Genomic DNA, 26,649 nt, shown 5'->3' with positions numbered 1-26,649 from the left:
CCCCCAGCGCCACTCAGTCATTCCACTGTGATAGCTCTGCTGGGCGGGCACCACGGTTGCAAGGCGCCTCGCCTAGGACTACTCTGTCGGGGTGTTTGTTGTGCAGTGCAGCAAGCACCATGGTCACGTCCTTCACGGTGACGAAAGGAGTCTCGTTATGCAGGATCCGCTGTCCCCCCTCCCGGCCCCCCTGGTCGAATCCCTCTCCTCCCTGAGTGCCCTGCAACGGCAGTCCCTGACCCGTTATGGCCAGTTGGCCCAAGAGTCATTCCAGGCCCTGACCGAGGCCGACGCCAGCGTGGCCCTGGCGAGCGGGCCCTGGCAGCTCGCCCAGCGCCTGCAACACCAGTGGGTCGAGGACGCCCAGGCCCTGGGGGAGTGGGGAAGCCAGTGGCAGCGGGCCTGGCTGGACTCGCTCGCCGATGGCGCTGTCGCCTCCCGGCCCCCGGCGCCGCGGCCGGTGGACGAAGGGCCTGCCCGGGCCATCAGCCGTGCCGCTCGGGCCGGCCGATAATTTCCGTCGAGACACTAACCAAGGAGTCGGGGATGCAGACAGACCAGAATGCCAATGCCCAAGCGTGGGACGGCTGGAGCGAGCAGCTCGAGCGCATCGGCCAGGAGTATCAGGCGGTACTTCAAGACCTGATGGCTCGGGCGGCCCCCAGCGAGGCCGCCAAGCAGGTCCAGGAAGACATGCGCGAGACCTTCCGCGCCGGCCTGGAGGCGCTGATGCGCGACCCCCAGGCCCTCTACGGCGCCCAGTGGCAGTTGATGCAGGATCAGTGGCAGCTCTGGCAGCATAACCTGCGCCTGCTGGCCGGCGAAGAGGTCGAGCCGCTGGTCGCCCCGGCCAGGCATGACCGCCGCTTCAAGGACGAGGCCTGGCACCAGGAGCCCTTCTACCGGGCGCTGATGGAGCAGTACCTGCTGTTTTCCCGCCAGGTGGAACGGCTGGTGCAGGGCCTCGACGGCCTGCCGCCCCAGCAGAAACGCAACCTGGAGTTCTATGCCCGCCAGTACGTCAGTGCCGTGGCGCCGAGCAACTTCGTCACCACCAACCCCGAGGTGATGCGCCTGACCCTGGAGACCCAGGGCGAGAACCTGGTGGAGGGGCTGGCGCGGCTGCGCGAGGACCTGGCCAACTCGGCGGAAGGGATCAACGTGGCCATGACCGACCGGGAGGCCTTCCGCATCGGTGAGAACGTGGCGGTGACCCCGGGCTCGGTGATCTACGAGAACGAACTGATTCAGCTGATCCAGTACACGCCGACCACCGAGACGGTGTTCAAGACGCCGCTATTGGTGGTACCGCCCTGGATCAACAAGTACTACATCCTCGACCTGCGCGAGGACAACTCCCTGGTCAAGTGGCTGGTGGATCAGGGCCATACGGTGTTCCTGATTTCCTGGCGCAACCCGGGCCCGGCGCAGCGCGACCTGACCTGGGCCGACTACATGCAGCTCGGCCCCATCGCCAGCATGGAGGCCATCGAGTCGGCCTGCGGCGAGAAGTCGGTGAACCTGCTCAGCTACTGCATCGGCGGCACCCTGACCGCCTCCACCGTGGCTTACCTGACCAGCACCCGCCGCGGGCGCAAGGTCAAGTCGGTGACCTACATGGCCACCCTGCAGGACTTCAGCGACCCGGGCGAGATCGGCGTCTTCCTCAACGACACCGTGCTCTCCGGCATCGAGCGTCAGCTGCAGGCGGACGGCTACCTGGATGGCCGGGTGATGGCCTTCTCCTTCAACCTGCTGCGGGAGAACGACCTGTTCTGGTCCTTCTATGTCAGCAACTACCTGAAGGGAGAGCAGCCGGCGGCCTTCGACCTGCTCTACTGGAACACCGACGGCACCAACCTGCCGGCGGCCACCCATGGCTGGTACCTGCGCCACATGTACATGGAGAACCGGCTGATCGAGCCCGGCGGCATCGAGCTGGACGGGGTCAAGATCGACCTGCGCAAGGTCTCCACCCCCAGTTACTTCGTCTCCACCCGGGAAGACCATATCGCCAAGTGGCAGAGCACCTATGGTGGCACCCAGCTGCCCAAGGGGCCGGTCACCTTCGTGCTGGGCGGCTCCGGGCATATCGCCGGGATCGTCAATCCGCCCCACAAGAACAAGTACGGCTACTGGACCAATGCGGAGCTGCCCGCCTCGCCGGAGTCCTGGCTGGAAGGCGCGACCTTCAACGAGGGCTCCTGGTGGCCCCACTGGCAGGCCTGGATGACCGACAACGGCTATGTGGATGCCGACAAGCGGGTGCCCGCCCGCCGGCCCGGCGAGGGCGAGCTGGATATCCTCGAGCCGGCGCCGGGGCGCTATGTGCGCCAGACCATCCCTCAGGTGCTGGAAGAGCAGGGCGGCGCCTAAGCGTTTCCCGTCGTCCTGCCAACGAGGCCGCCCTTCGGGGCGGCCTCATCGTATAGGGAAACAGGCGTGATGCGGCCTCCGAGGTGAGCGACGCCGAGGGTCGGCAAGAGCAAAGCGTCTTTATTAGGGACGAGAAAGTCGAGCGTCCAGGGAGGGATCTACAGCGTCTTTGCGATGCTGGCCCTCGGGGTAGTCGCGGGACAGGCCATCGACATGGCAAGGCCGCACGCACAAAAAAGCCAGGGGCCGCGATGGCACCCTGGCGAAACCCATGAAGGGATTACTTGACGATTAGTACCGGGCAGGGCGCCAGTTGCGCTACCTTGTGGCTGACGCTGCCCAGCAGCAGCTCCTTGACGGTACTCAGGCCGCGGCTGCCGATCACCAGCAGCTCGACCTGGTGCTCGGCGGCGCAGCGGCACAGCACATCGGCGGCCTCGCCCTCCAGCAGCAGGCTGCGCGGGGCGAGGCCGGCCTCCGTGGCGCGGGCCTGGGCCTTGGCCAGCAGGGCCTTGCCGGCCTCCCGGGCCTCGACCTGCAGCGCCTCCCTGTCACGCTGGGCCTGGCCGCCGATATCGGCCACCAGGATCGGCGCCCCATCCCCGTAGTGGGGCACGGCGGTGGCCAGCAGCAGCTCGGCCTCGTTGAGCCGGGCCTGCTCGACGGCACTGCTCAGTACCGCCTCGGCGTGGCGGGAGCCATCCAGGGCGGCGAGGATGCGACGGTAGCTCATGCGCGCTCTCCTTCGGCGGCGTTGGGGGGCGTGTAGGAAGCCTCGCCCTCCAGGGACTCGGTGACATCCTCTTCGGCCACCGGCTCGGCGGCCCGCTCGCCGCCCCGGCCCAGCATCAGGAAGTAGAGCAGGATACCGGCGCCGATGCCCCAGGCGGGGCCCATCACCGCGGTCAGCATGCCGATGGTCAGCACCAGACCGCGCTCGATATTGCCCTGCACCATGGCCATGGCCACATAGGCGCAGGCGAAGCCGGTCAGCACGATGGTCACCGACAGGGCCACCGGCAGCATCGGCATGATCAACCCCAGCACCGGCATCAGCATCCCCAGGGGAATCGCCAGCAGATAGAAGTTGGTGGTGCCGGTGAACAGGGAGTCCATGACGGTGCGACCCTGCTTATAGCGCTCGATCAGGAACACCTGGACGCCGGTCCAGATCGGGCCGTGCAGCATCACCAGGGGGCCGGCGGTCACCAGCTGGGCCAGGTTGCGGATCGCCAGCACATAGTGGCTTCGGGTGTGATCGATATCGAGCTTCTCGTCGCTGCGTGCCTTGTCGGCCCCCTTGAGCAGGGTGTCCGCCACCAGCAGGTCGCCGAAGGCGAGGATATAGATCATCACGCCGATGGGGATGGCGCTGGCGATCACGCCCCAGGAGGGCAGGCCCACCGACCAGGGGGCCAGGGTATCTAGGGTCTCGCGCAGCGGCGGCACGAAGAGGCCCCACTCGATATCGAAGCGCAACTCGCCGCTGATCAGGCCCACCACGCCGGCGGCCATAAAGGCCACCAGCAGGGCATTGGCGCCCACCAGCATTTTCAGGCGGCTATTGGGCAGGCGGGCGAAGGGCGCCGAGAACATCAGCGCCAGCACCACCACCCAGGCGGTGAGCAGGGTGAAGGGCATGCGCTCCAGGCGATCGAGCTCCGACTGGAAGGCGGCCACGGCGGCGCCCATGATAATCCCCGCCTTGAGGGTGGCGGGCACCAGGCGGTTGAAGCGCTCGCCGAGCCGGGTGATGCCGAAGAACAGGAACAGGAAGGAGACCACCAGGGTCACCGCGATCATGGCGCGTATCGCCTCGGGCCCGGGGCTGAAGTCGTTGAGGAAGATGATGGTCAGGGGCAGGCCCGCGGCGATGCCGCCGGCGGAGTAGACGTCCCCGAACAGGAAGGTCTGGGCGAAGACCCAGAAGAACATCACCAGCATCACCGTCCAGGCGATCTCGAAGGAGACGCCGAAGTACTGCATCAGCAGCGGGGCGGTGGCGCCGCCGGTGGCCAGCAGCAGCAGGCCACCCTGGAATTGGGTGCTGGGGGTCAGGTCGACGTGAATGCCGGGAATGCGCAGGGTAAAGCGACCCCACTTGATTCCCGGATGCACGGCGCCGTGTGGACGTTGGCTAGGCATAGGGTGTCGTCAGCGTTGGGAGTTGTCGTTATCGGTATGCAGCCCCGCCCCGGGAGCGGGGCGGGTAGCGGTGAGCGCTTAGTGGTCGAAGTTCAGGACCACCTTGTCGCTGACCGGGAAGCACTGGCAGCTCAGCACCATGCCGGCCTCGATCTCGTAGTCCTCGAGGGCGTAGTTGGCGTCCATCTCCACCTCGCCTTCCACCACCTTGGCCAGGCAGGTGGAGCAGACCCCCGCCTTGCACGAGTAGGGCAGGTCGGCGCCATGCTCGTTGCCGGCATCGAGGATGCTCTGGGTGTTCTTCGGCAGGTCGAACTCCAGGGTGCGGCCGTCGATCATCACCTTGATATGCGAGCTCTCGGGGGCCACCTGACCGACGCCGCTGGCCTGCGGGCGACGCGCGCTGGCGTTGGGGCGGGTGCCGAAGAGCTCCAGGTGGATGCGCTCGGCGGGCATCTTGTGCTCCTTGAGGGCGTCCCGCACGGTCTCGGACATGGCCTGGGGCCCACACAGGAAGGCCGCGTCCAGTTCGGTCACGTCCAGCCAGCGGCCGAAGATGGTGTGGCACTTCTCGGCATCGATAATGCCGTTGTAGAGGTCGATGTCCTGCTCCTCGCGGTTGAACACGTGGATCAGGTTGAGGCGCTCCATATGGCGGTTCTTCAGGTCCAGGAGCTTCTCGCGGAACATGGTGGTGGCGGTGGAGAAGTTGCCATAGAGCAGGGTGAAGCGGCTCTCCGGCTCGGTCTCCAGGGTGGTGCTGATGATCGACAGGATCGGCGTGATGCCGCTACCGGCGGCCACCGCCAGGTAATGGCCCTTGCGGCTCGGGTCCAGGGGCACGAAGAATTTGCCCTGGGGCGGCATCACGTCCAGGGTGTCGCCCACCTTCAGCGACTCGTTGGCGAAGGTGGAGAAGGCCCCGCCGGGGACCAGCTTGACCGCCACGCGAATCTCGCCCTCATGGATGCCGGTGCAGATGGAGTAGGAGCGACGCACCTCCTCGCCGGCGAGCTCGTGACGCAGGGTCAGGTATTGGCCCTGGGTGAACTGGAAGGCCTCGTGGAGGGCCTCGGGAACCTCGAAGGCGATGGAGACGGCGTCACGGGTCTCGCGGCGGACTTCCTTGACGACCAGGGGGTGGAATCGGCTCATAGTAATCTCTCGTCGATCGCGTGCCGGCTTGAGGCACATGAAGTTGTCGCCGGGGCCCGGGCAGGTATCGCCCTCAGGCCGGGCTCATAGGCACTTGAAGTAGTCGAAGGGCTCGAGGCAGCTCCGGCACTTGTAGAGCGCCTTGCAGGCGGTGGAGCCGAACTCGCTGACCCGCTCGGTCTCGAGGCTGCCGCACTGGGGGCAAGGCACCTGGGGCTCCGCGCCCAGCAGGCTGCGCTTGCTGGCGCTGCCCACCGGCGGGGCGATGCCGTAGGCGCGCAGCTTGTCGCGCCCCTCGGCGGTGATCCAGTCGGTGGTCCAGGCCGGCGACAGGCGTCGCTCGATGCGCGGATCCGCGTAGCCGGCGGTGACCAGGGCGCGATGGATCGCCTCCTCGATTACCTCGGTGGCGGGACAGCCGGAGTAGGTGGGGGTGACGGCCACGCTCAGGCGCCCTTCCACCCAGCTCACCTCGCGCACGATGCCCAGTTCCACCACGCTGACCGCGGGCACTTCCGGGTCGAGCACCTCCTGAAGCACCGCCATCACGGCGGCCACATCGCCCTCGGCGCCGGCCGGGGGCAGGCCGCCACGGTCGCTATCGATCAGTTGCATGGCATCGGACATCGTGGGTCTCCTCGCTAAAGCGCAGACATCTGGCTTACCAGACGGTGGCGTCCGGGTAGGCCCGCGGCAGCGCCTGCATCTCCGCCAACAGAAAGCCCAGGTGCTCGGTGTGGTGCCCCTGCTTGCCGCCACGGTACATCCAGGCATCGAAGGGCGGGCGGGCCAGGGTGGCCTCGTCCAGTACCTGCTCGACGGTGGCGCGCCAGCTGGCGGTGAGGGCCTCGGGGTCGGGGGCGATGCCCACCTCGCGCATGGCCTCGTCCACGGCATCGAACTCGGTCAGTTCGCCGGTGAAGCGCCACAGCAGCTCGATGGCTCGCTGCATGCGCGCATGGCTCTCTTCGGTGCCGTCGCCCAGGCGGCGCACCCACTCGGCGGAACGACGCAGGTGATAGGTCGCCTCCTTGAGGGACTTGGCGGCGATCTCGGCGACCCGCGGATCCTTGGCCTCCACCAGGCCGGTGAGCAGGTGGTAATGCCAGGCGTCGAACAGGAACTGGCGGCCGAGGGTCACGGCGAAGTCGTCGTTGGGCTGCTCGACGATAAGCAGGTTGCGGAAGTCCTGGGCGTCGCGGCGGAAGGCCAGGTGGTCGGCATCGACCTCGCCCTGGCCGCCCTCGGCGCTGATCAGTTCGGCGGCATAGCCGAGCCAGTGGCGGGCCTGGCCGAAGAGGTCGAGGCCCACGTTGAGCAGCCCCATCTCCTCCTCGAGGGCCGGCGCATGGCCACACCATTCGGCGTGGCGCTGGCCGAGGATCAGGGCGTTGTCGCCGAGGCGCAGCAGGTATTCCACCAGCGCTGGCTGAGACGTCTGAGACACGTTTTGCATGATTCCCACCCCTTACATGTGGCCGACTTCGTCGGGCAGCTCGTAGAAGGAAGCGTGGCGGTAGACCTTGTCCTGGGACGGGTCGAACAGCGGCTCCTTCTCGTCCGGGGCGGAGGCGGTGATCTCCTTGGCGGGCACCACCCAGATGCTGACGCCTTCGTTGCGGCGGGTGTAGAGCTCCCGGGCGTTCTCCAGGGCCATGCGGCGGTCCGCGGCATGCACGCTACCCACGTGCTTGTGGCTCAGGCCGTGCTTGCTGCGCACGAAGACTTCGTAAAGGGGCCAATCTGCCATGGTCATATCCTCTTGAATTCGGGGGTGGCTATCAGGCGGCCTGGCGGGCGCGCTGCTTGGCGGCATAGGCCTTGGCGGCCTCGCGAACCCAGGCGCCATCATCGATGGCCTGCTTGCGGGTCTCGATGCGCTCGCGGTTGCAGGGGCCGTTGCCCTTGAGCACGTCGAAGAATTCGCTCCAGTCGATCTCGCCGAAGTCGTAGTGGCCGCGCGCCTCGTTCCACTTCAGGTCCGGGTCCGGGGCGGTGCAGCCCAGGAACTCCAGCTGCGGCACGGTCTGATCGATAAAGCGCTGACGCAGCTCGTCGTTGCTGTGGCGCTTGATCTTCCAGGCCATGGACTGGGCGCTGTTGGGGGAGTCGGCGTCGCTGGGGCCGAACATCATCAGTACCGGCCACCAGAAGCGGTTGATGGAGTCCTGCACCATCGCCTTCTGCTCGTCGGTGCCACCCTGCATCAGGTCGAGCAGGATCTGGTAGCCCTGGCGCTGGTGGAAGCTCTCCTCCTTGCAGACGCGGATCATGGCTCGGGAGTAGGGGCCATAGGAGGTGCGCTGCAGGGGCACCTGGTTGACGATGGCGGCGCCATCCACCAGCCAGCCGATGGTGCCGATATCGGCCCAGCTCAGGGTCGGGTAGTTGAAGATGCTGGAGTACTTCACCTTGCCGTCGTGGAGCTTGTCGATCTCCTCGTCGCGGTCGGCGCCCAGGGTCTCCATGGCGCTGTAGAGGTAGAGGCCGTGGCCCGCCTCGTCCTGGATCTTGGCCATCAGCTGCAGTTTGCGCTTGAGGGTCGGGGCCCGGGTCAGCCAGTTGCCCTCCGGCAGCATGCCGACCACCTCCGAGTGGGCGTGCTGGGAAATCTGACGGATCAGCGTCTTGCGGTAGCCGTCCGGCATCCAGTTCTTCGGCTCGATCTTGATCTCGGCGTCGATGCGCTCCTGGAAGGCGCGCTCCTCGGCGCTCATCTCTTCCAGATCCTTGAGGCGCTTGGCGCCGGTATCGACCAGCTGTGCGTACATGGGTGACCTCCGGTAACGGGTCGGGGAATCTGACCTTGTTGATCTAACCTAGAGTTTAGTGACACGAAAAAATAAATCAATAAATAAAAATCGTGTCGCTTTTAGACCTTCGGCTAGGGCGGCTCAGATGAGTTAGCGAGATGCCGGGAGAAGCATAAAAAAGCGCCGCCCGGCGAGGCCGGACGGCGCCAGAAAACTCCCTGGGAGGTTAGCGCAGATCCTTGACGCGCTTGGCCTTGCCGACGGAGCGCATCACCTCCTCGACGCCACACACCTCGATCTTGGTGCTGATGCCGATATAGGTCTTGATGCCGTGTTGTAGCGCCTTGGCCAGTTCCTCGCAGGCACCGCTGTCCTTGGCTACCTCGTTGCTGCAGGCCTCGACCCGCACCCGCACCATGTCCATGTTGCCCTGGCGGCTCACCTCGATCTCGTAGTGGGGCGAGAGGCGCTCCACCTTGAGGATCTGCTCCTCGATCTGGGTGGGGAAGACATTGACCCCGCGGATGATCAGCATGTCGTCGCTGCGCCCGGTGATCTTGTCGATACGACGCATCGGGCGGGCGGTTCCCGGAAGAAGGCGTGTCAGATCCCGGGTGCGGTAGCGGATGATCGGCAGGGCCTCCTTGGTCAGGGAGGTGAAGACCAGCTCGCCATACTCGCCGTCCGGCAGCACCTCGCCGGTGACCGGGTCGATGATCTCCGGGTAGAAGTGGTCTTCCCAGAGGGTCGGGCCGTCCTTGGTCTCCAGGCACTCCATGCCGACCCCCGGGCCCATCACCTCGGAGAGGCCGTAGATGTCCAGGGCGTCGATGCCCAGGCGCTGCTCGAGGGCGGTGCGCATATCATTGGTCCAGGGTTCGGCACCGAAGATGCCGACGCGCAGGGCCAGCTGGCGCGGGTCGAGGCCCTGGCGCTCCATTTCGTCGGCGATATTGAGCATATAGGAGGGGGTGACCATGATGATGTCCGGATCGAAATCGCGGATCAGTTGCACCTGCTTCTCGGTCTGGCCGCCGGACATGGGGATCACGGTGCAGCCCAGGCGCTCGGCGCCGTAGTGAGCGCCGAGGCCGCCGGTGAAGAGGCCATAGCCGTAGGCCACGTGCACCTTGTCCTCGGGGCGGCCGCCGGCGGCACGAATCGAGCGAGCCACCACGTCGGCCCAGGTGTCGATGTCGTTCTGGGTGTAGCCCACCACGGTGGGCTGGCCGGTGGTGCCGCTAGAGGCGTGCACGCGCACCACGTCACGCATCGGCGTGGCGAACATGCCGAAGGGGTAGTTGTCGCGCAGATCCGCCTTGGTGGTGAAGGGTAGCTTGCCGAGGTCCTCCAGGGAGCGAATGTCCTCCGGGTGGATGCCGGCCTGGTCGAAGGCCTGGCGATAGAAGGGCACGTTGTCGTAGGCGTGCTTCAGGCTCCACTTCAGGCGTTTGAGCTGAGTGGCGCGCAGCTCGTCGAGGCTGGCGGTTTCCATCGGGTCGAGGTTGGCGATGGGGCGGACCTTGGTGTGAATCGTCATGGGGTGTCTCCAGGCAAGCGGGCGTTGTCGTTATGGGTCACAGGCGCTCGATGATGATGGCGATGCCCTGGCCCACGCCGATGCACATGGTGCACAGCGCGTAGCGTCCCTGGCGGGCCTCGAGTTCATGCAGCGCGGTGGTGATCAGGCGGGCGCCGCTCATGCCCAGCGGATGGCCGAGGGCGATGGCGCCGCCGTTGGGGTTGACGTGTTCGGCGTCGTCGGGGAGTCCCAGATCGCGGGTCACCGCCAGGGCCTGGGCGGCGAAGGCCTCGTTGAGCTCGATCACGTCCATCTGCTCGAGGGTGAGCCCGGTCTGGGCCAGCACCTTGCGGGTGGCCGGGGCGGGGCCGAAGCCCATGATGCGCGGCTCGACGCCGGCGGTGGCCATGCCGACCACCCGGGCGCGGGGTTTGAGGCCGAAGCGCTCCGCCTGGGCCCGGGAGGCCAGCAGCAGGGCACAGGCGCCGTCATTGATCCCGGAGGCGTTGCCGGCGGTGACGCTGCCGCCGTCGCGGAAGGGCGTGGGCAGCTTGGCCAGTTGATCCAAGGTGGTGGAGGCGCGGGGGTGCTCGTCGGTATCGACCACCCGCGGCTCCTGCTTGCGCCGCGGCACTTCCACCGGGACGATCTCCTGGGCCAGGCGGCCGCGCTCCATGGCGGCGGCGGTGCGCTGCTGGCTGCGCAGGGCGAAGGCGTCCTGGTCTTCCCGGGAGATCTGGAACTGCTCGGCGACGTTCTCGGCGGTCTCCGGCATGGAGTCGATGCCGAACTGGGCCTTCATCTGGCGGTTGACGAAGCGCCAGCCGATGGTGGTGTCATGGATATCGGCGCTGCGCGAGAAGGCCTGCTCGGCCTTGCCCATCACGAAGGGCGCCCGAGACATGGACTCCACGCCGCCGGCCAGCATCAGGCCGGTCTCGCCGGCCTTGATGGCGCGGGCGGCGTAGCCGACCGCGTCCATGCCGGAGCCGCACAGGCGGTTCAGGGTGGTGCCGGGCACGTCCACCGGCAGGCCCGCCAGCAGCGCCGACATGCGCGCCACGTTGCGGTTGTCCTCGCCGGCCTGGTTGGCGCAGCCGTAGAGCACGTCATCCAGTTGCGACCAGTCCACCGAGGGGTTGCGCGCCATCAGTTCGCGCATCGGAATGGCGCCCAGGTCGTCGGCGCGCACCGGGGCGAGGGCGCCGCCGTAACGGCCGATGGGGGTACGGATGGCGTCGATGATATAGGCGTCGTTCATGCTTGGCCCTCTGCGGCGGTGGATTCCTCGAGGCGGCGTACGCTGCCGCGGATCTTGTAGGAGCGGCCCCGGAACAGGGCGATGGCGTCACCGTGCTGGTTGCGGATGGTGATGTCGTAGACGCCGGTGCGCCCGCGGCGACTCTGCTCCTCGGCGGTGGCGGTCAGCTCATCGCCCTCCCAGGCCGGCCCCAGGTAGTCGATGCTGCAGCCCGAGGCCACGGTGGCCTCGTCGTAAGTATTGCAAGCGAAGGCGAAGGCCGAGTCGGCCAGGGTGAAGAGGTAGCCACCGTGGCAGTTGCCGTGGCCCTGGACCATGGTGTCGCGCACCCTCATGCGCATCACCGCCTGGCCCGGGGCCACCGAGACGATCTCCATGCCCAGTGCCTGGCTGGCGGTATCGCGGGCGAACATCGCCTCGGCGCAGGCCTCGGCGAGCCGTTGCGGGGTCAGGGACTCACTCATGAAAGCGCTCCTCGGCGATGGCCTTGCGGCGCAGCAGGAAGGCGGCGCGGTAGCGATCCTGGCCGTAGCTCTGCTGCAGGTGGGTCAGGGTGCGATGCACATAGCCAAGGCCCAGGGCCTCCGCCCAGGCCAGCGGGCCGCGGGGGTAGTTGACCCCGGCGCGCATGGCCAGGTCGCCATCGGCGGCACTGCAGACGCCCTGGTGAACGGCGTCGGCGGCCTCGTTGGCGAGCATCGCCACGGTGCGCAGCACCACCAGCCCCGGGGTGTCGTCGATCCAGGCCACGGCCAGGCCCAGGCGCTGGAAGAAGGCCGCCGCGACGGCGCGCTGTGCCTCATCGGTGGCGGCGCTGGCGGCCAGGGCGATGGCGCTGGCCTCGGCGTAGTCGAGGCAGAGGTCGAAGAGCACCAGGTTCTCGCGGTGCTCGTCGGCGGCGCGCTCGGTGGCGCAGCGGCCGTCGCTGAGCGCCAGGCTCAGCTCACCCAGGCGCAGGGTCGGCAGGGCCGCGGCGCCCTGGGCCGGACGTTGTACCACTTCGACGCCGGCGGCACGGGTACGCTCGATCAGCGGGGCCAGGAAGCCCGCCTCGCCTTCCACCACCAGCGGCGGCAGATCGGCGTGGGCCGGGGCGGCGAAGCGGGGCGCCGGCTTGTCGGCGCCGTCGCGGTAGTCGTAGAAGCCCTGGCCGCTCTTGCGACCCAGGCGGCCGGCCTCGACCAGGGCCAGCTGCACCAGGGAGGGCTCGAAGCGGGTGTCGCCATAGTAGGCGTCGAACACCGAACGGGTGACGGCGTAGTTGACGTCATGGCCGATCAGGTCCATCAGCTCGAAGGGGCCCATGCGAAAGCCGCCGGCCTGGCGTAGCAGGGCGTCCAGGGTGGCGGCATCGGCGGCGCCTTCCTGCAGCAGGCGCAGGCCCTCGGCATAGAAGGGCCGGGCCACCCGGTTGACGATAAAGCCAGGGGTGGAGCTGGCGTGCACCGGGGTCTTGCCCCAGGCGCTCGCGGTGGCGTAGAGGGTCTCGGCGATGGACGCCTCGGTGGCCAGGCCGGAGACGATCTCCACCAGCTTCATCACCGGTGCCGGGTTGAAGAAGTGCAGGCCGGCCAGGCGCGCCGGGCGCTCCAGGTTCGCGGCGATGGAGGTAATGGAGAGCGAGGAGGTGTTGCTGGCGAGGATCGCGTCCTCGCCGCAGATCGCCTCGAGGCGGCCGAACAGCTCGCGCTTGACCTCCAGCTTCTCGACGATGGCCTCTACCACCAGGCCGCAGCCGGCGAAGTCGTCCAGGCCGGTCGCCGGGCTGAGGCGATCGATCACCGCCTCCAGTGCTTCCTGGGTCAGCTTGCCCTTGGCGACGCGCTTCTCGAGCTGCTGTCGGATGCCGGCGATGCCGGCCTCGGCGGCGCCATCGCGGGTGTCATAGAGGCGCACCGGGTGACCGGCCTGGGCCGCCACCTGGGCGATGCCGGCGCCCATGGCGCCCGCGCCGACCACGCCTACCACAGTATGGGTGTCGAGTGCGGACATCTTATTCCCCCTGGGCGTTGTGAAGGCTTGGTTTGCGCTTTTCCATAAAGGCACCGGCACCCCTCATTCCAGCGCCGACAACGATATGAGTGTCGAGTGCGGGCATCTTATTCCCCTTTGAACTGTGGTTGGCGCTTTTCCATAAAGGCGCTGACGCCTTCCCGGTAGTCGCCGGTGCGGCCGGCCAGGCGCTGCAGGTCGCGTTCCAGGTCGAGCTGCTCGTCGAAGCCGTTGTCGTCGCTGGCGTGCAGGGCGCGCTTGATATAGGCCAGGCCCTGGGTGGGCTGGGTGGCCAGGTGGCGGGCCAGGCTCAGGGCCTCGTCGGCCAGGGCCTCGTCGTCCACGCAGCGCCAGATCAGGCCCCACTGCTCGGCCTGCTCGGCGCCGAGCTTGTCACCCAGCATGGCCAGGCCCTTGGCGCGGGCCATGCCCACCAGGCGCGGCAGGCTCCAGGTACCGCCGGAATCGGGGATCAGGCCGATCTTGCAGAAGGCCTGGATAAAGCTCGCGGAGCGCGCCGCCAGCACGATGTCGCAGGCCAGGGCGATATTGGCGCCGGCACCGGCGGCCACGCCGTTCACCGCGCAGACGGTGGGGAAGGGCAGGTCACGTAGGGTGCGCAGCATGGGGTTGTAGCGTTTCTCCAGGGACTCGCCGAGATCCGGCGCCTCGGCGCCGGGGGCCACGTTGCGATCGGAGAGGTCCTGGCCGGCGCAGAAGCCGCGACCGTTGCCGGTCAGCAGCAGCACGCGCACGCTCTTGTCCTGGCGCACCGCCTTGAGGGCCTCGCGCATGGCGGCGTGCATCTCGCCATTGAAGCTATTGAGGCTGTCGGGGCGGTTGAGGGTAAGGCGGGCGATGCCGGCTTCCACGCAGTAGTGCAAAGGCTGATCGGTCATGGCGCTGTCCTTCTGTCGTCAAAGGGGGCGTTAGCGTCCGGTAAACTGGGCGCGGCGTTTTTCCTGGAAGGCCTTGATGCCCTCCTCGCGATCGGCGGTGCCGGCCAGCACGGTAAAGGCATGACGCTCGAAGCGCAGGCCGGTGGCCAGGTCGGTGTCCAGGGCCTTGTGCAGGGCCTCCTTGGCCAGGCGTACCGCCAGGGGCGCCTTCTCGGCGATGCGCTCGGCAATGGCGGTGGCACGCTCCACGGTCAGCTCCGGCTGGGTGATCTCGCTGATCAGCCCCGCCTCCAGGGCGCGGCGGGCGGAGATCGGCTCGCCGGTCAATACCATCTGGGTGGCCAGGGCCTGGCCCACCGCCCGCACCAGGCGCTGGGTGCCGCCGGCGCCGGGCATGATGCCCAGGTTGATCTCCGGCTGGCCGAACTTGGCGTCCTCGCCGGCGATACGGATATCGGCATGCATGGCCAGCTCGCAGCCGCCGCCCAGGGTGAAGCCGTTGATGGCGGCGACGATGGGCTTGGAGAAACGCGCGATGGCGGCCCAGTGACGCTGACGGGGGTCGTCGAGCATGCCCACCAGATCGCGCTCGGCCATCTCGTTGATATCGGCGCCGGCGGCGAAGGCACGACGGCTGCCGGTAAGCACCACGGCGCGAATGGCGTCATCTTGGTCGGCGTCGGCCAGGACCTCGGCCAGCTCGCCCAGCAGGGCGGTATTCAGGGCGTTGAGCGCCTCGGGGCGGTGCAGGGTAATACGCAGGACGCCGCGGTGGGGGCCTTCGAGTTGCAGCAGGTTCGGCATGGTTCCTCGATTCGGCTCGGGTGCCGTGAAAGCGATACATAATGAGAGGTGATAGCCACGAGTATAGGAGTTTTTTGATACGCATCAATGATGCATTTTCTATATCTCTGTATCGTATTTCTCGAGGGTTTCGATAAAACTCCCGTAAAAACAGTCTTTTAATATCGCCCTTGTCGCTGGGTTTTCGGCCCTTATACCATGGTCGAAGAAGAAGGGGCTGACGAGGGGTTTTGCGGTAAAACCCCGGAAAAACAGCCATATGGCGATCGGGGGCGGGGAGTCGCACGGGGTGGCATTGGCCCGTGGCGATTGATGTTTCGTTACGCTATGGATAGTCTTTGGGAATATCGCGTATCAAAATATCCTCCCTGAGTCAGGAGTCCCCCCATGACCCAGCAAGCCCAGCAGTTCTTCGAGCGCCACCGCGACACCCTCGAGGGCGCCGTCCAGGCCATTAATTCCCGCGAGTTCTGGACCCCCTATCCCGAGAGCCTCAAGAAGTACGACGAGGACGCCGTCAAGGGCGCCCCGGCCGCCTTCGAGGCGCTGTGCAAGCAGCCCTTCTCCCTGGTCAGCCCCGGCGCCTCCGAGCGGGTCGGTGCCGAGGTCTCCCCCTACGGCTTCGAGCTGGGCATCACCTATGATCAGCCCGAGACCGCGGCCCTGATCGATGCCATGCAGGCGGCCATGCCCGCCTGGCGCGATGCCGGTGCCAAGGCGCGGGTCGGCGTCTGCCTGGAGATCCTGGCGCGCCTCAATGCCCAGAGCCCGCTGATCGGCCAGGCGGTGATGCACACCAGCGGCCAGGCACCGATGATGGCCTTCCAGGCCGGCGCCCCCCACGCCCAGGATCGCGGCCTGGAAGCCGTCACCTATGCCTGGCAGGCCATGGCTCAGGTGCCGGAGACCGCCCAGTGGGTCAAGCCCCAGGGCAAGCACGACCCGCTGGTGATGAACAAGCGCTTCCATATCGTGCCCCGTGGCATCTCCCTGGTGGTGGCCTGCTCCACCTTCCCCACCTGGAACACCTACCCGGGCCTGTTCGCCAGCCTGGCCACCGGTAACCCGGTGATCGTCAAGCCGCACCCGGGCGCCATCCTGCCGGTGGCGATGACCGTCAAGGTCGCCCAGGACGTGCTCGCCGAGGCGGGCTTCGACCCGGCCCTGGTGACCCTGGCCCCGGATAGCCTCGAGGCACCGGTGACCAAGGAGCTGGCGCTCCACCCGGCGGTCAAGCTGATCGACTTCACCGGCTCCAACGCCTTCGGCGAGTGGCTCGAGCAGAATGCCACCCAGGCCCAGGTGTTCACCGAGAAGGCCGGCATCAACAGCGTGATCATCGACAGCGTCGCCGACCTCAAGGCGGTGACCCGCAACCTGGCCTTCACCCTGAGCCTCTACTCCGGCCAGATGTGCACCACCACCCAGGCGATCTACGTGCCCAAGGGCGGCATCGAGACCGCCGAGGGGCATATGAGCTTCGATCAGGTGGCCGGCGCTCTGGCCAAGGCCGTGGAGAAGTTCCTCGGCGACAACGATCGCGCCTGCGCCGTGCTGGGGGCCATCCAGGCACCGGCCACCGCCGAGCGCATCGCGGCCTGCCGCGAGCTGGGCGAGGTGTTGCTGGACAGCGAGTCCCGCGAGCATCCGCAGTTCCCCAAGGCACGCATCCACACCCCGCTGCTGCTCAAGGTCGACGCCGGCCAGCGCGACGCCTTCAGCGAGGAGCGCTTCGGCCCGATCAGCTTCGTCATCGCCACCGACAGCACCGCGCACAGCATCGAACTGGCCCGCGAGGTGATCGGCGAGAAGGGCGCCATCACCCTCGGTGCCTACACCACCGATGAGGCCGTGGCCGAGCAGTTCGAGCAACTGGCCATGGACGTGGCGGCCCCGCTGTCGCTCAACCTGGACGGCGGCGTCTTCGTCAATCAGTCCGCGGCCTTCAGCGACTTCCACGCCACCGGCGGCAACCCGGCGGCCAACGCCTCCCTGTGCGACCAGGCCTTCGTCGCCCGGCGTTTCGTGGTGGTGCAGAGCCGTCGCCACGCCCCGGCCGAGGCGTAAGTTCTCCCTCCCTGTCATGGGCGGTGCCTGGCATCGTTCATCGGGGCGCCGGGGCAAGCCAGAACGAAGCGTCTTTTTCATGGACGAAAAAGTCGAGCGCCCAGGGAAGGGTTCATAGCGTCTTCGCGAGGCTTGTCCCGGACCAGCCCCGATCCATCAACGCTAACTAGAGGAGGTTCGCCATGCCCTGCTATCGCCTCGAGGGAGTCACCCCGGTGGTGCATCCCAGCGCCTATGTGCACCCCACCGCGGTGCTGATCGGCGACGTCATCGTCGGCCCCGACTGCTATGTGGGACCGGGTGCGGTGATGCGCGGCGACTTCGGCCAACTGGTGCTGGAGGAGGGCGCCAACCTGCAGGACACCTGCGTGATGCACGGCTTCCCCGGCTGCATCACCAAGGTGGAGCAGGATGGCCATATCGGCCATGGCGCCGTGCTGCATGGCTGCGTGGTCAAGCGCGATGCCATGGTCGGTATGAATGCCGTGGTGATGGACGGCGCCGTGATCGGCGAGCGCTCCATCGTCGCCGCCGCCGCCTTCGTCAAGGCCGGCTTCGAATGCCCGCCCCAGTCCCTGGTGCTGGGCTCCCCGGCCCAGGTCAAGCGCGAGCTTAGCGACCAGGAAGTGGCCTGGAAGCAGCAGGGCACCCGGGAGTATCAACGCCTGGTGGGGCGCTGCCGCGAGCAGATGGAGGCCTGCGAGCCGCTTAGCGAGCTCGACGCCGACCGCCCCCGTCTCGATGCCGGCAGCACCGCACCCAAGGGCACGACCCACGCGCCCAAGGGCCAGCGTCAGAACAGCGAGGAAAGTGCATGAGTTACGACTATCTCCGGGTGACCCGCGAGGGGCGGGTCGGGGTGATCCGCCTGGATCGTCCCCAGGCCCATAACGCCCTGTGCAACGGCCTGGTGGCCGAACTGGGCCGGGCCCTGGATGCCTTCGATGGTGACGCCGAGATCGGCGCCATCGTGCTGACCGGGGGCGACAAGGTGTTCGCCGCCGGCGCCGATATCGGCGAGATGCTCGATCGCGACATGGCCGGCCTGCAGGCCGAGGACTTCCCCTTCGCCGCCGATGGCGGCTGGGCGGCCCTGGAACGCTGCCGCACCCCGGTGGTGGCGGCGGTGGCCGGTTACGCCCTGGGTGGCGGCTGCGAGATGGCCATGGCCTGCGACCTGATCCTGGCCGCCGATAGCGCCAAGTTCGGCCAGCCCGAGGTGAAGATCGGCACCATGCCCGGCGCCGGCGGCACCCAGCGCCTGGTGCGCGCCATCGGCAAGGCCAAGGCCATGGAGCTGTGCCTGACCGGGCGCATGATGGGTGCCGAGGAGGCCGAGCGCGCCGGCCTGGTGTGCCGGGTGGTGCCCGCCGGCGAGCTCGAGACCGAGGCCCTGGCCCTGGCCACCACCATCGCCGGTCACTCGGCGCCGGTGGTGCGGCTGATTCGCGAGTCGGTCAACCAGGCCTTCGAGGGCCCGCTGCAGGCGGGGCTGACCTTCGAGCGACGCGCCTTCCAGAGCACCTTCGCCTTCGAGGATCGCCGGGAGGGCATGAGCGCCTTCGCCGAGAAGCGCAAGCCGAGCTTCCGGCACAAGTAGTCGCTGCCCCTCGAAAAAAACGCCCGCCGGCATGATCGCCGGCGGGCGTTTTCTATGGAGGCACCTCGAGGGTCAGTCCAGGCCGCCGAAGCGCTGGTAGAAGCTGGCGGCGGGGGCGGGCAGGGGGCCTTCGGCGGTCTCCAGATGGCGGTCGAGCCAGCGCTCGGCGCCCCGGTAGATCTCCCGATAGATATTGCGGCATAGCTGGCGGGCGTTGCGGCCTTCCCAGGCGGTGGGCAGCAGCTCCTCGGGGAGCTGGGGGTCGCGCAGCTGCACCTTGCGATACTCGTGGATCAGCAGGGTGCGGGCGATAAAGGCATCCTGATCACCGAGGCCATGGCCCTCGCTGAGCGCCTTCCAGAGCGGGCGGAACTGGGCCAGGAAACGGCTGTAGCTGTCGGCCAGCTGGTCCAGGTTCCAGCTCTCGCGTACCTGCAGGCGCAGTGCCTTGGGAGCCAGGGGCTCGCTGGCCTCGCTATGCAGGACGATGGTGTCCTCGGCCATACCGAGCTCCTGGAGCACGCCCAGGGCCTCGCTGCGGTGCATGCGCGGGTGGGCGAGTACGCCGCCGGCGAAGGCGCCGAAGCCCAGCCACTCCAGTTCCTCCTTGGCCTTGGCACGTTCCGCGGTGGCCAGCTGGCCGAGGAAGACCAGGGTCCAGCCGCCGTCCCAGGCCTCGCCATTGCCGAAGTAGACCCGCTTGAAGGCCTGCTCGAAGCGTCTCCGCCCCGGGCCGCTAAGGCTGTAGTAGCTGCGTCGGCCGGTCTTCTCGCCCTGCAGCCAGGTCTCCCGGGTCAGACGGTAGACCGAGGTGCGCACCAGGCGCTCGTTGATGCCGATGGGCTCCAGCAGCTGGGAGATGCTGCCCAGCCAGACGGTGCCGCCGCGGGGCACGATGGCGTCGCCGTAGAGGGTGACGATCAGCGAGCCGGAGCGCAGCGGGCGCCGGTTCTGGAAGCTCTCGATCAGGGAGGCGACACACTCGGTAGCTGACATCATGACATTCTAGTCTTTATTGGAGTTGGTATAGAGGTTAACGATTCCAATAGCTTGGCACCGACAAACCCGTATCACAGGGGAGGAATCACGCTAACATGATACGGGAGTATGGCGGTATCTTTCTTTCGCAGTAGGGTTAGGAGCGCCGGGCCAGGCGCAGTCCCGGGAGCACCAGCAGGGCGGCCAGCAGCCAGGCGGGCCAACTGCCGGTGCGGGTAAAGGGCGTCAGCCCCTGCATGCCCTGCACCTCGCCGACCAGGCTGGCGACCTCGAACTGAGGCGCCTGGGCCAGCACCCGGCCCTGGGGGTCGATAAAGGCGGTCAGGCCATTGCTGGTGGCGCGCATCACATAGCGACCATTCTCCAGCGCCCGCAGGCGAGCCATCTGCAGATGCTGCTGGGGCCCCAGGGAGGCGCCGAACCAGGTGTCGTTGGAGACGGTGAGCAGGATATCCGCGTCACGGGCGCGGCTGGCCACCAGGTCGGGATAGATGATCTCGTAGCAGATGGCGTTGCCCAGGGTCAGGCCGGCGGCATGCATCGGGGCCTGCTGGTCGGGGCCTGGGTAGAGCGCCGGCATGGGCAGGTCGAAGAAGGCGATGGCGCCGCGCAGCAGGTCCTCCAGGGGCAGGTACTCGCCGAAGGGCACCAGGTGCGCCTTGCGATATTCGCCCTCCACCTCGCCCAGGCCCACCACGGCATTGTAATAGCGGTCGTCGGCGTCGCGCTGCAGGACCCCGCTGAGCAGGGCGGTCCCCGGGGCCAGGTTGGCCTGCACCCGTTCGAAGATCGGCCGCGCCTGATCCTCGAACATCGGCAACGCCGCCTCGGGCCAGACGATCAGGTCGATATCGTCGCCCTGTTCCAGGGTCAGGCGGCTGTAGGTGTTGGCCGCCACCCGCTGCCCCTCCGGGGTCCACTTGATCAGCTGATCCAGGTTGCCCTGCAGCAGGGCGACCCGGCGGGTCTCGCCGGTCGGTTCGCTCCACTGGCGGGGCAGCACCAGCACGGCCAGCCAGAGCACGGCGACGATGGCCCCGGCGGCCCAGCGCCGGCGCAGCAGCTCGACCCCCAGGCTGCCGGTGAGGGCGGTGAGCAGCGACAACAGGTAGACCCCGCCGATGGGGGCCCAGGGGGCCAGGGGCGAGTCGACCTGGGAGGCCCCCAGCAGCAACCAGGGGAAGCCGGTGAAGGCGTAGGTGCGCAGTACCTCGCCCAGCACCCAGGCGCCGGCGAAGGTGAAGGCGGCCAGCCGCGGCCCGGTCAGGCGCCGGTAGAGCCAGAAGGTGACGGCGAAGAACAGCGCCAGGCCGGCGACGAAGAGGCCGGTCAGAAACAGCGCCAACGGCACCGCGGTGTAGCCGTAGTCGTGGATCGACACGTAGACCCAGGAGGTGCCGCTGCCGAACAGGCCGAGACCATAGCACCAGCCCTTCATGGCGGCCTGGCCCGGGGTCAGGGCGTGGAGGCCCAGGTACATCAGGCCGGCGGCCACCGGGCCCAGCCACCAGAGCGTGAAGGGGGCGGCGCTAAGGGTGGTCAGGCCCCCGGCCAGCAGGGCCAGCAGATAGGCGTGCCAGGGGAGCAGGCGCAACTCGCTCATCGATGCGTTCCTTGTCGAAGATGAATCCTTGTGGCGCCGGGTCAGTCGTCCTCGGCCTCGCAGGGTTCCGCCTGGAGCAGGCGGATGCGGCGATTGTCGGCGTTGAGCACGGTGAAGCGCCAGCCGCCCAGGTCGGTGAACTCGCCGCGCCGGGGCAGGTGGCCGAAGCGCTGCATCACCAGGCCCCCCAGGGTGTCGAACTCCTCATCGGGGAAGCGGGTCTCGAAGCGCTCGTTGAAGTCCTCGATGGGGGTCAGGGCGCGGATGGCGAAGCGTCCCTCGCCGAGCTCGCGGATATCCTCCTCCTCGTCGATATCGTGCTCGTCCTCGATATCGCCGACGATCTGCTCGAGGATATCCTCGATGGTGACGATCCCCGCGGTGCCGCCGTACTCGTCGACCACCACCGCCATATGGTTGTGGGTGTCGCGGAACTCCTTGAGCAGGCTGTTGAGGCGCTTGGACTCCGGCACGAACATCGCCGGGCGCAGCACCTGGCGCAGGTCGAGGCCGTCACGCTCCTCCGGGGAGCGGCACAGCAGGGGAAGCAGGTCCTTGACCAGCAGGATGCCGAGTACCTCGTCGAGGTTCTCGCCCACCACCGGGTAGCGGGAGTGGCCGGTCTCGAGGATCACCGGCAGGTACTCCTCCAGGGGCTGGTCGACGGCGATGGCGGTGACCTGGGAGCGCGGGATCAGGACCTCGCGGACCTGCTGGTCGTTGATCTGTAGGGCGCCCTCGATGATGGTCAGGGCATCCTGCTCCAGGCGCAGGCGGGAGCTCGCCTCACGCAGGAAGAGCAGCAGCTCGCCCCGGGAGTTGGGCTCGTCGTTATCGGGGGAAAAGGCGCTGAAAAACTTATCGAGCCAGGACTTATTGCCCTGGCTACTCGATCGGTCTTCGCTCATGCGTCGGGTCTCGTGTCCTCGATAGAAGGCGCGCCGGGCGCCGGATCGGATGCCGTGTAGGGGTCGGGGAAGCCCAGCTCGGCGAGGATGGCCACTTCCAGGGCTTCCATGCGCTCGGCCTCGTCATCCTCTATATGGTCATGGCCCAGCAGATGCAAGGTGCCATGCACCACCATATGAGCGTAGTGAGCCGAGAGCGGCTTGTCCTGCTCGCCGGCCTCGCGAACCACCACCGCATGGCAGATCACCAGGTCGCCGAGCAGCGGCAGGTCAAGCCCCGGCGGATTCTCGAAGGGGAAGGAGAGCACATTGGTCGGCCGGTCCCTGTCGCGATAGTCGCGATTGAGGGCCTGGCTCTCCTCGGCGTCGACGAAGCGCACCGTCAGCTCGTGATCGGCGGCCTCGGGATGGCGGGCCAGCACGGCGCCGACCCAGGCGGCCAGTCGGTCCTCATCGGGCAGGCTGGCCCGCTCGGCGGCGTCGGCCAGGGCCACCTGGCGATCGATCTCGCTCATTGGTCGGCATCCCCGGGGGTGCCGTTGGCCTGGCCGGCCTGCTGGCGCTCCCGGGCCTCACGGCGGGCCTCCTTGCGGGCGCGCTCCTCGGCCTCCTGCTCCGCCTCGAAGCGGTCATAGGCCTCGATGATGCGCTGCACCATGGGGTGGCGCACCACGTCCTTGGCGGCGAAGTGGGTGACGCCGATGCCGGCGGTGTCCTTGAGCACATCGAGGACCTGGATCAGCCCCGAGCTCTGGCCCCGGGGCAGGTCGACCTGGGTCACGTCGCCGGTGATCACCGCGGTGGAGCCGAAGCCGATGCGAGTCAGGAACATCTTCATCTGCTCGCGGGTGGTGTTCTGGCTCTCGTCGAGGATGATAAAGGAGTTGTTGAGGGTGCGGCCGCGCATATAGGCCAGCGGCGCGATCTCGATGATCTGGCGCTCGATCAGCTTGCCCACCTGCTCGAAGCCGAGCATCTCGTAGAGGGCGTCATAGAGCGGACGCAGGTAGGGGTCGATCTTCTGGGCCAGGTCGCCGGGCAGGAAGCCGAGCTTCTCGCCGGCCTCCACCGCCGGACGCACCAGCAGGATGCGGCGTACCTGTTGCTGGTTGAGCGCCTCCACCGCCGCGGCCACCGCCAGGTAGGTCTTGCCGGTGCCCGCCGGGCCGATACCGAAGTTGATATCGTGGTTACGGATGCTCTGAACATAGCCTTGCTGGTTCTGGCCGCGGGGCTTGATCACCACCTTGGGGGTGCGCAGCAGTACCTCGTGATCGTCCAGGGGCCCCTCGTCCTCCTCCAGGGCCTCGAGGCCCGATTCCTGCAGGAAGAGGTGCACGGTATCCGGGGAGAGCTCGTCGGCCTCGGCCTCCCGATAGAGGTGCTCGAGCACATTGGCGGCGGCCTTGACCCGGGCGCCGGGGCCGGCCAACTGGAAGGTGTTGCCGCGGTTACGCAGGGTGACCCCGAGGCGGGACTCCACCAGCTTGAGGTGCTCGTCGCGCTGGCCGCAGAGATTGGCCAGGCGCCGGGGGTCGTTGGGCTCGAGGTTCAGGGTGATGATGCGATTGGCCTGAGAACTGTGTTGGCTCAAGAGCAGAGGGTCCTTGGCAGGGGAAATGCGATGAGCTTAAAGCCCCGGACGGTGCCGGGGCAATGCCTGGGTGCGGCCCCGGGAGCGGGGCCACAAGATGCCGCCTCGGGGGCGGTCAGTAGCGCGCCGGGGAGGCCAGTTCGCCGCGCAGGGAGTTGGGCAGCGCCTCGGTGATCTCGACGTCGACGAAGAAACCGATCAGTTCCATGGGGTTGGCGGCGCGGAAGTTGACCACCCGGTTGTTCTCGGTGCGCCCGGAGAGCTGGCCCGGGTCCTTGGGCGAGAAGCCGGTGACCAGGATGCGCTGGGTGCTGCCCACCATGCGCCGGCTGATCTGCATCGCCTGCTGGTTGATGCGCTCCTGGAGGATCGCCAGGCGCTGCTTTTTGACCGCTTCCGGGGTGTCGTCCTCGAGGCCGGCCGCCGGGGTGCCGGGGCGCGCCGAATAGACGAAGCTGAAGGAGTGGTCGAAGCCGATGCGATGGATCAGGTCCATGGTGGCCTCGAAATCCTCATCGCTCTCGCCGGGGAAGCCGATGATAAAGTCCGAGGAGAAGCTGATGTCCGGGCGCAGCTCGCGGATCCGCTCCATCTTGTCCACATACTCTTCCACGCCGTGGCCGCGCTTCATGGCCGCCAGGATGCGGTCGGAACCGGACTGCACCGGCAGATGCAGGTGGCTGACCAGCTCGGGGATCTCGCCGTAGGCCTCGATCAGGCTGTCGGAGAATTCCACCGGGTGGGAGGTGGTGAAGCGGATGCGGTCGATGCCTTCCACCGCCGCCACGCAAGCGATCAACTCGGCCAGGTCGATCTCGTCGCCGAGCTGGTTCTCGCCACGATAGGCGTTGACGTTCTGGCCCAGCAGGTTGATCTCGCGCACGCCCTGGTCGGCCAGGTGGATCACCTCGTCCATCACCGCCTCGAAGGGGCGCGAGACCTCCTCGCCGCGGGTGTAGGGCACCACGCAGAAGGTGCAGTACTTGGAGCAGCCCTCCATCACCGAGACGAAGGCGGTGGCGCCGTCGGAGCTGGGCTTGGGCAGGTGATCGAACTTCTCGATCTCCGGGAAGGTGACGTCCACCACCGAGATCTGGTTCTGCCGGCGGGAGTCGAGCATCGCCGGCACCCGGTGCAGGGTCTGAGGGCCGAAGACCATGTCCACATGGGGGGCGCGCTTGCGCAGCGCCTCGCCTTCCTGGCTTGCCACGCAGCCGCCGACGCCGATCACCAGCTCCGGGTTGCTCTCCTTGAGCTTCTTCCAGCGCCCCAGCTGATGGAAGACCTTCTCCTGGGCCTTCTCGCGGATCGAGCAGGTATTGAGCAGGATCACGTCTGCCTGGGCTTCGTCGTCGGTCAGTTCCAGGTCGTGGGACTCGCCGAGCAGATCCGCCATGCGCGCGGAGTCATACTCGTTCATCTGGCAGCCGTGGGTCTTGATGAAGAGTTTCTTCGCCATAAGAATCAGGGTCGCGGCACGAGGCCCGACGTTTCCGTCACCGGTTTGGGGTCTATTCAGGAGGGGCCTTGCGGCCGAGCGTGATTGTCTGGGCGAGGATTATACGCACCCGCCCGGGCAGGAGCCAGCGCCCCTCGGCATGGCCACCGTGATGTCCCCGTCGGTGCCCGGGTTCGGCACGGGCGCGGCTATGGTATTCTTGCCGGTCACGATCCGGGGGCGCGCTTGCCCACCGGCGAGGCGGTCAACCGAGGTCGAAACAGAGGCACTATGGCGTCCAAGCCCATCTATCGCGTGGTATTTCATAATCAGGGCGAGGTCTGGGAGCTCTATGCACGGGAGATCTTCCAGAGCGAACTGTGGGGCTTTCTCGAGGTGGAGGAGCTGGTCTTCGAGGATGCCTCCAAGCTGGTGGTGGACCCCGCCTCGGAGAAGCTGCGGCGTACCTTCGAGGGGGTCAACCGCAGCTATATCCCCTTGAATTCCATCGTGCGTATCGATGAAGTGGAGCGTGAGGGCGCCGCCAAGGCGGTCAAGGCCGAGGGCAAGGTAGCGGAGTTTCCGCGGCCCATGAGTTGGCCTCCCCGCGGCGAGGAGTAACGCCCGTGGCTTCGATCAAAAAGTGATCGATTTGTCGGGATCGCAGCGCCGATGCCGGATACGAACTCTTCGCGAAGGGTTTTCCCAAGACTTATCCACAGAAGCTGTGGATGGCAATCCGAGTGGGGCGAGGTCGCCGAAGGAGTCGTCGGCCGCGTCGAAGATCGCCTGGGGCGGGGCCGTTGTGCCATCCCGAGCCCATCAAGACGGCAGAGCTATGAAACAATTCAACCCCTTGATCATGGGCCTGGTATTGGGAGGGCTGAGCCTCTCCGTCCAGGCTCAGGAAGTGCAGGACCCGACCCACTGGGTCACCGACGATCTCAGCACCTTCGTGCGCAGCGGGCCCACCGATGGCTATCGCATCATTGGCACCCTCACCGCCGGTGAGCCGGTGCGCGCCTTGGAGAGCAGCGGCAATTACACGCGGGTCGAGGACGCGGACGGTGACCGGGTCTGGGTGCTGACCAGCGAGTTGCAGGCATCGCCCAGCGACCGGGTCCAGCTGCCGGCGCTGGAGCGTCGCGTGGCGGCGCTGAGCGAGGAGCTCGACGGCATCAACGGCCAGTGGGAGCAGCGCGTGGCCGGCATGACCGAGACCCTGGCGGTGCGCGAGGCGCGAATCGCCGAGCTGGAGTCGCGCAATCACGAGCTGGATGGCCAGGTCACCGAGGCGCAGCGCCGGGTGCGCGAGCTGCAGGCGCGCCTGGATACCCAGGAAGAGGACCTGTTGCTGCGCTACTTCCTGTATGGCGGGGGCGTGGCCGGGGCCGGCCTGCTGGTGGGGCTGATCGTTCCCCATCTGCCGCGGCGTCGCAAGAAGCGCGATCGCTGGTTCTAAGTGTCAGGTACTGGGCTACTAGAGAACCGGGGCTACCCTGGGACTGGCCACGCGAAGACGCTGTGAACCCC

Annotated in this window: 26 protein-coding genes; 7 read left to right on the top strand and 19 right to left on the bottom strand. The window is 67.4% G+C overall.

Translation table 11 applies throughout. The annotated features are described in order from the left end of the window. The first annotated feature begins 157 nt into the window (after positions 1–157). Positions 158–514 carry a hypothetical protein gene (locus HPA02_RS15135; RefSeq protein WP_146804045.1) on the top strand — a complete coding sequence of 119 codons (357 nt, stop codon included), beginning with the start codon at positions 158–160 and terminating at the stop codon, positions 512–514. 32 nt (positions 515–546) lie between these two features. Beyond that, positions 547–2,376: a class I poly(R)-hydroxyalkanoic acid synthase gene (phaC, locus tag HPA02_RS15130; protein WP_146804044.1), complete on the top strand. Its 1,830-nt coding sequence runs from the start codon at positions 547–549 to the stop codon at positions 2,374–2,376. Between the two features lie 280 nt (positions 2,377–2,656). Here the strand turns inward: phaC and HPA02_RS15125 are convergent, their stop codons facing one another. From HPA02_RS15125 to paaF, 13 genes are all read right to left on the bottom strand, one after another. Continuing rightward, the gene (locus tag HPA02_RS15125; protein ID WP_146804043.1) at positions 2,657–3,109 is read right to left on the bottom strand and encodes a universal stress protein; all 453 of its coding nucleotides are present in this window, start codon (positions 3,107–3,109) and stop codon (positions 2,657–2,659) included. After that, positions 3,106–4,521 (bottom strand): hypothetical protein, encoded by a 1,416-nt coding sequence (locus HPA02_RS15120; RefSeq protein WP_186810003.1) that lies wholly within the window; start codon positions 4,519–4,521, stop codon positions 3,106–3,108. The genes HPA02_RS15125 and HPA02_RS15120 overlap by 4 nt, the downstream gene beginning before the upstream one ends. A 78-nt stretch (positions 4,522–4,599) precedes the next feature. Then, positions 4,600–5,676: a 1,2-phenylacetyl-CoA epoxidase subunit PaaE gene (gene paaE / locus HPA02_RS15115; protein WP_146804042.1), complete on the bottom strand. Its 1,077-nt coding sequence runs from the start codon at positions 5,674–5,676 to the stop codon at positions 4,600–4,602. 84 nt (positions 5,677–5,760) lie between these two features. Beyond that, entirely contained in the window at positions 5,761–6,303 is a 543-nt protein-coding gene (gene paaD, locus HPA02_RS15110) for a 1,2-phenylacetyl-CoA epoxidase subunit PaaD (protein ID WP_269750166.1), read from the bottom strand. 34 nt (positions 6,304–6,337) lie between these two features. Continuing rightward, on the bottom strand, positions 6,338–7,132 hold the full coding sequence (gene paaC, locus HPA02_RS15105; protein WP_146804041.1) for a 1,2-phenylacetyl-CoA epoxidase subunit PaaC: 795 nt from the start codon (positions 7,130–7,132) through the stop codon (positions 6,338–6,340). A gap of 12 nt (positions 7,133–7,144) precedes the next feature. Then, positions 7,145–7,426, bottom strand: a complete 282-nt coding sequence (gene paaB, locus HPA02_RS15100; protein ID WP_146804040.1) for a 1,2-phenylacetyl-CoA epoxidase subunit PaaB — start codon at positions 7,424–7,426, stop codon at positions 7,145–7,147. A gap of 31 nt (positions 7,427–7,457) precedes the next feature. Then, positions 7,458–8,447, bottom strand: a complete 990-nt coding sequence (gene paaA / locus HPA02_RS15095) for a 1,2-phenylacetyl-CoA epoxidase subunit PaaA (RefSeq protein WP_146804039.1) — start codon at positions 8,445–8,447, stop codon at positions 7,458–7,460. 208 nt (positions 8,448–8,655) lie between these two features. Beyond that, positions 8,656–9,969, bottom strand: a complete 1,314-nt coding sequence (paaK, locus tag HPA02_RS15090; RefSeq protein ID WP_146804038.1) for a phenylacetate--CoA ligase PaaK — start codon at positions 9,967–9,969, stop codon at positions 8,656–8,658. Positions 9,970–10,006: 37 nt separating this feature from the next. Continuing rightward, a complete protein-coding gene (gene pcaF / locus HPA02_RS15085) occupies positions 10,007–11,212 on the bottom strand; it encodes a 3-oxoadipyl-CoA thiolase (protein ID WP_146804037.1) in 1,206 nt (401 codons plus the stop codon). Next, positions 11,209–11,676, bottom strand: a complete 468-nt coding sequence (paaI, locus tag HPA02_RS15080; protein ID WP_146804036.1) for a hydroxyphenylacetyl-CoA thioesterase PaaI — start codon at positions 11,674–11,676, stop codon at positions 11,209–11,211. Before paaI ends, pcaF begins: the two co-directional genes overlap by 4 nt. Further along, positions 11,669–13,204, bottom strand: a complete 1,536-nt coding sequence (paaH, locus tag HPA02_RS15075; protein ID WP_146804035.1) for a 3-hydroxyacyl-CoA dehydrogenase PaaH — start codon at positions 13,202–13,204, stop codon at positions 11,669–11,671. The genes paaI and paaH overlap by 8 nt, the downstream gene beginning before the upstream one ends. A 107-nt stretch (positions 13,205–13,311) precedes the next feature. Further along, positions 13,312–14,103, bottom strand: a complete 792-nt coding sequence (paaG, locus tag HPA02_RS15070) for a 2-(1,2-epoxy-1,2-dihydrophenyl)acetyl-CoA isomerase PaaG (protein WP_146804034.1) — start codon at positions 14,101–14,103, stop codon at positions 13,312–13,314. Positions 14,104–14,133: 30 nt separating this feature from the next. Continuing rightward, positions 14,134–14,907: a 2,3-dehydroadipyl-CoA hydratase PaaF gene (gene paaF / locus HPA02_RS15065; RefSeq protein ID WP_146804033.1), complete on the bottom strand. Its 774-nt coding sequence runs from the start codon at positions 14,905–14,907 to the stop codon at positions 14,134–14,136. 387 nt (positions 14,908–15,294) lie between these two features. On the opposite strand from paaF, the gene paaN reads away from it, so the two are divergent. The 3 genes from paaN to HPA02_RS15050 all read left to right on the top strand — a co-directional run bounded on the left by paaN (position 15,295) and on the right by HPA02_RS15050 (position 18,574). After that, on the top strand, positions 15,295–16,974 hold the full coding sequence (paaN, locus tag HPA02_RS15060; RefSeq protein ID WP_146804032.1) for a phenylacetic acid degradation protein PaaN: 1,680 nt from the start codon (positions 15,295–15,297) through the stop codon (positions 16,972–16,974). Between the two features lie 182 nt (positions 16,975–17,156). Beyond that, positions 17,157–17,792, top strand: coding sequence for a phenylacetic acid degradation protein PaaY (gene paaY / locus HPA02_RS15055; RefSeq protein WP_146804031.1), 636 nt, complete (start codon positions 17,157–17,159; stop codon positions 17,790–17,792). After that, positions 17,789–18,574, top strand: a complete 786-nt coding sequence (locus tag HPA02_RS15050) for an enoyl-CoA hydratase-related protein (RefSeq protein ID WP_146804030.1) — start codon at positions 17,789–17,791, stop codon at positions 18,572–18,574. Before paaY ends, HPA02_RS15050 begins: the two co-directional genes overlap by 4 nt. 72 nt (positions 18,575–18,646) lie before the next feature. On the opposite strand, the gene paaX is transcribed toward HPA02_RS15050, so the two are convergent. The 6 genes from paaX to miaB form a co-directional block, all read right to left on the bottom strand. Beyond that, a complete protein-coding gene (gene paaX, locus HPA02_RS15045; protein WP_146804029.1) occupies positions 18,647–19,573 on the bottom strand; it encodes a phenylacetic acid degradation operon negative regulatory protein PaaX in 927 nt (308 codons plus the stop codon). A gap of 136 nt (positions 19,574–19,709) precedes the next feature. Beyond that, positions 19,710–21,176 carry an apolipoprotein N-acyltransferase gene (lnt, locus tag HPA02_RS15040; protein WP_146804028.1) on the bottom strand — a complete coding sequence of 489 codons (1,467 nt, stop codon included), beginning with the start codon at positions 21,174–21,176 and terminating at the stop codon, positions 19,710–19,712. A 41-nt stretch (positions 21,177–21,217) separates the two neighbouring features. Continuing rightward, the gene (locus tag HPA02_RS15035; RefSeq protein WP_146804027.1) at positions 21,218–22,084 is read right to left on the bottom strand and encodes a CorC family transporter; all 867 of its coding nucleotides are present in this window, start codon (positions 22,082–22,084) and stop codon (positions 21,218–21,220) included. Continuing rightward, a complete protein-coding gene (gene ybeY / locus HPA02_RS15030; protein ID WP_146804026.1) occupies positions 22,081–22,599 on the bottom strand; it encodes an rRNA maturation RNase YbeY in 519 nt (172 codons plus the stop codon). Before ybeY ends, HPA02_RS15035 begins: the two co-directional genes overlap by 4 nt. Next, positions 22,596–23,678, bottom strand: coding sequence for a PhoH family protein (locus HPA02_RS15025; protein ID WP_146804025.1), 1,083 nt, complete (start codon positions 23,676–23,678; stop codon positions 22,596–22,598). Before HPA02_RS15025 ends, ybeY begins: the two co-directional genes overlap by 4 nt. A gap of 115 nt (positions 23,679–23,793) precedes the next feature. After that, entirely contained in the window at positions 23,794–25,137 is a 1,344-nt protein-coding gene (miaB, locus tag HPA02_RS15020) for a tRNA (N6-isopentenyl adenosine(37)-C2)-methylthiotransferase MiaB (RefSeq protein ID WP_146804024.1), read from the bottom strand. Positions 25,138–25,407: 270 nt separating this feature from the next. Here miaB and HPA02_RS15015 point away from each other — a divergent pair, with 270 nt between their 5' ends. Both HPA02_RS15015 and HPA02_RS15010 read left to right on the top strand, forming a co-directional pair. Beyond that, positions 25,408–25,737, top strand: a complete 330-nt coding sequence (locus HPA02_RS15015; RefSeq protein ID WP_146804023.1) for a DUF1820 family protein — start codon at positions 25,408–25,410, stop codon at positions 25,735–25,737. A gap of 217 nt (positions 25,738–25,954) precedes the next feature. Then, entirely contained in the window at positions 25,955–26,578 is a 624-nt protein-coding gene (locus HPA02_RS15010; RefSeq protein WP_146804022.1) for a TIGR04211 family SH3 domain-containing protein, read from the top strand. The last annotated feature ends 71 nt before the right edge of the window (positions 26,579–26,649 follow it).

The organism is Bisbaumannia pacifica, assembly GCF_007989625.1.
GTDB lineage: Bacteria > Pseudomonadota > Gammaproteobacteria > Pseudomonadales > Halomonadaceae > Bisbaumannia > Bisbaumannia pacifica.
The sequence above is the reverse complement of the archived record's forward strand: the minus strand, read 5'-3'. Positions and strand labels throughout refer to the sequence as shown.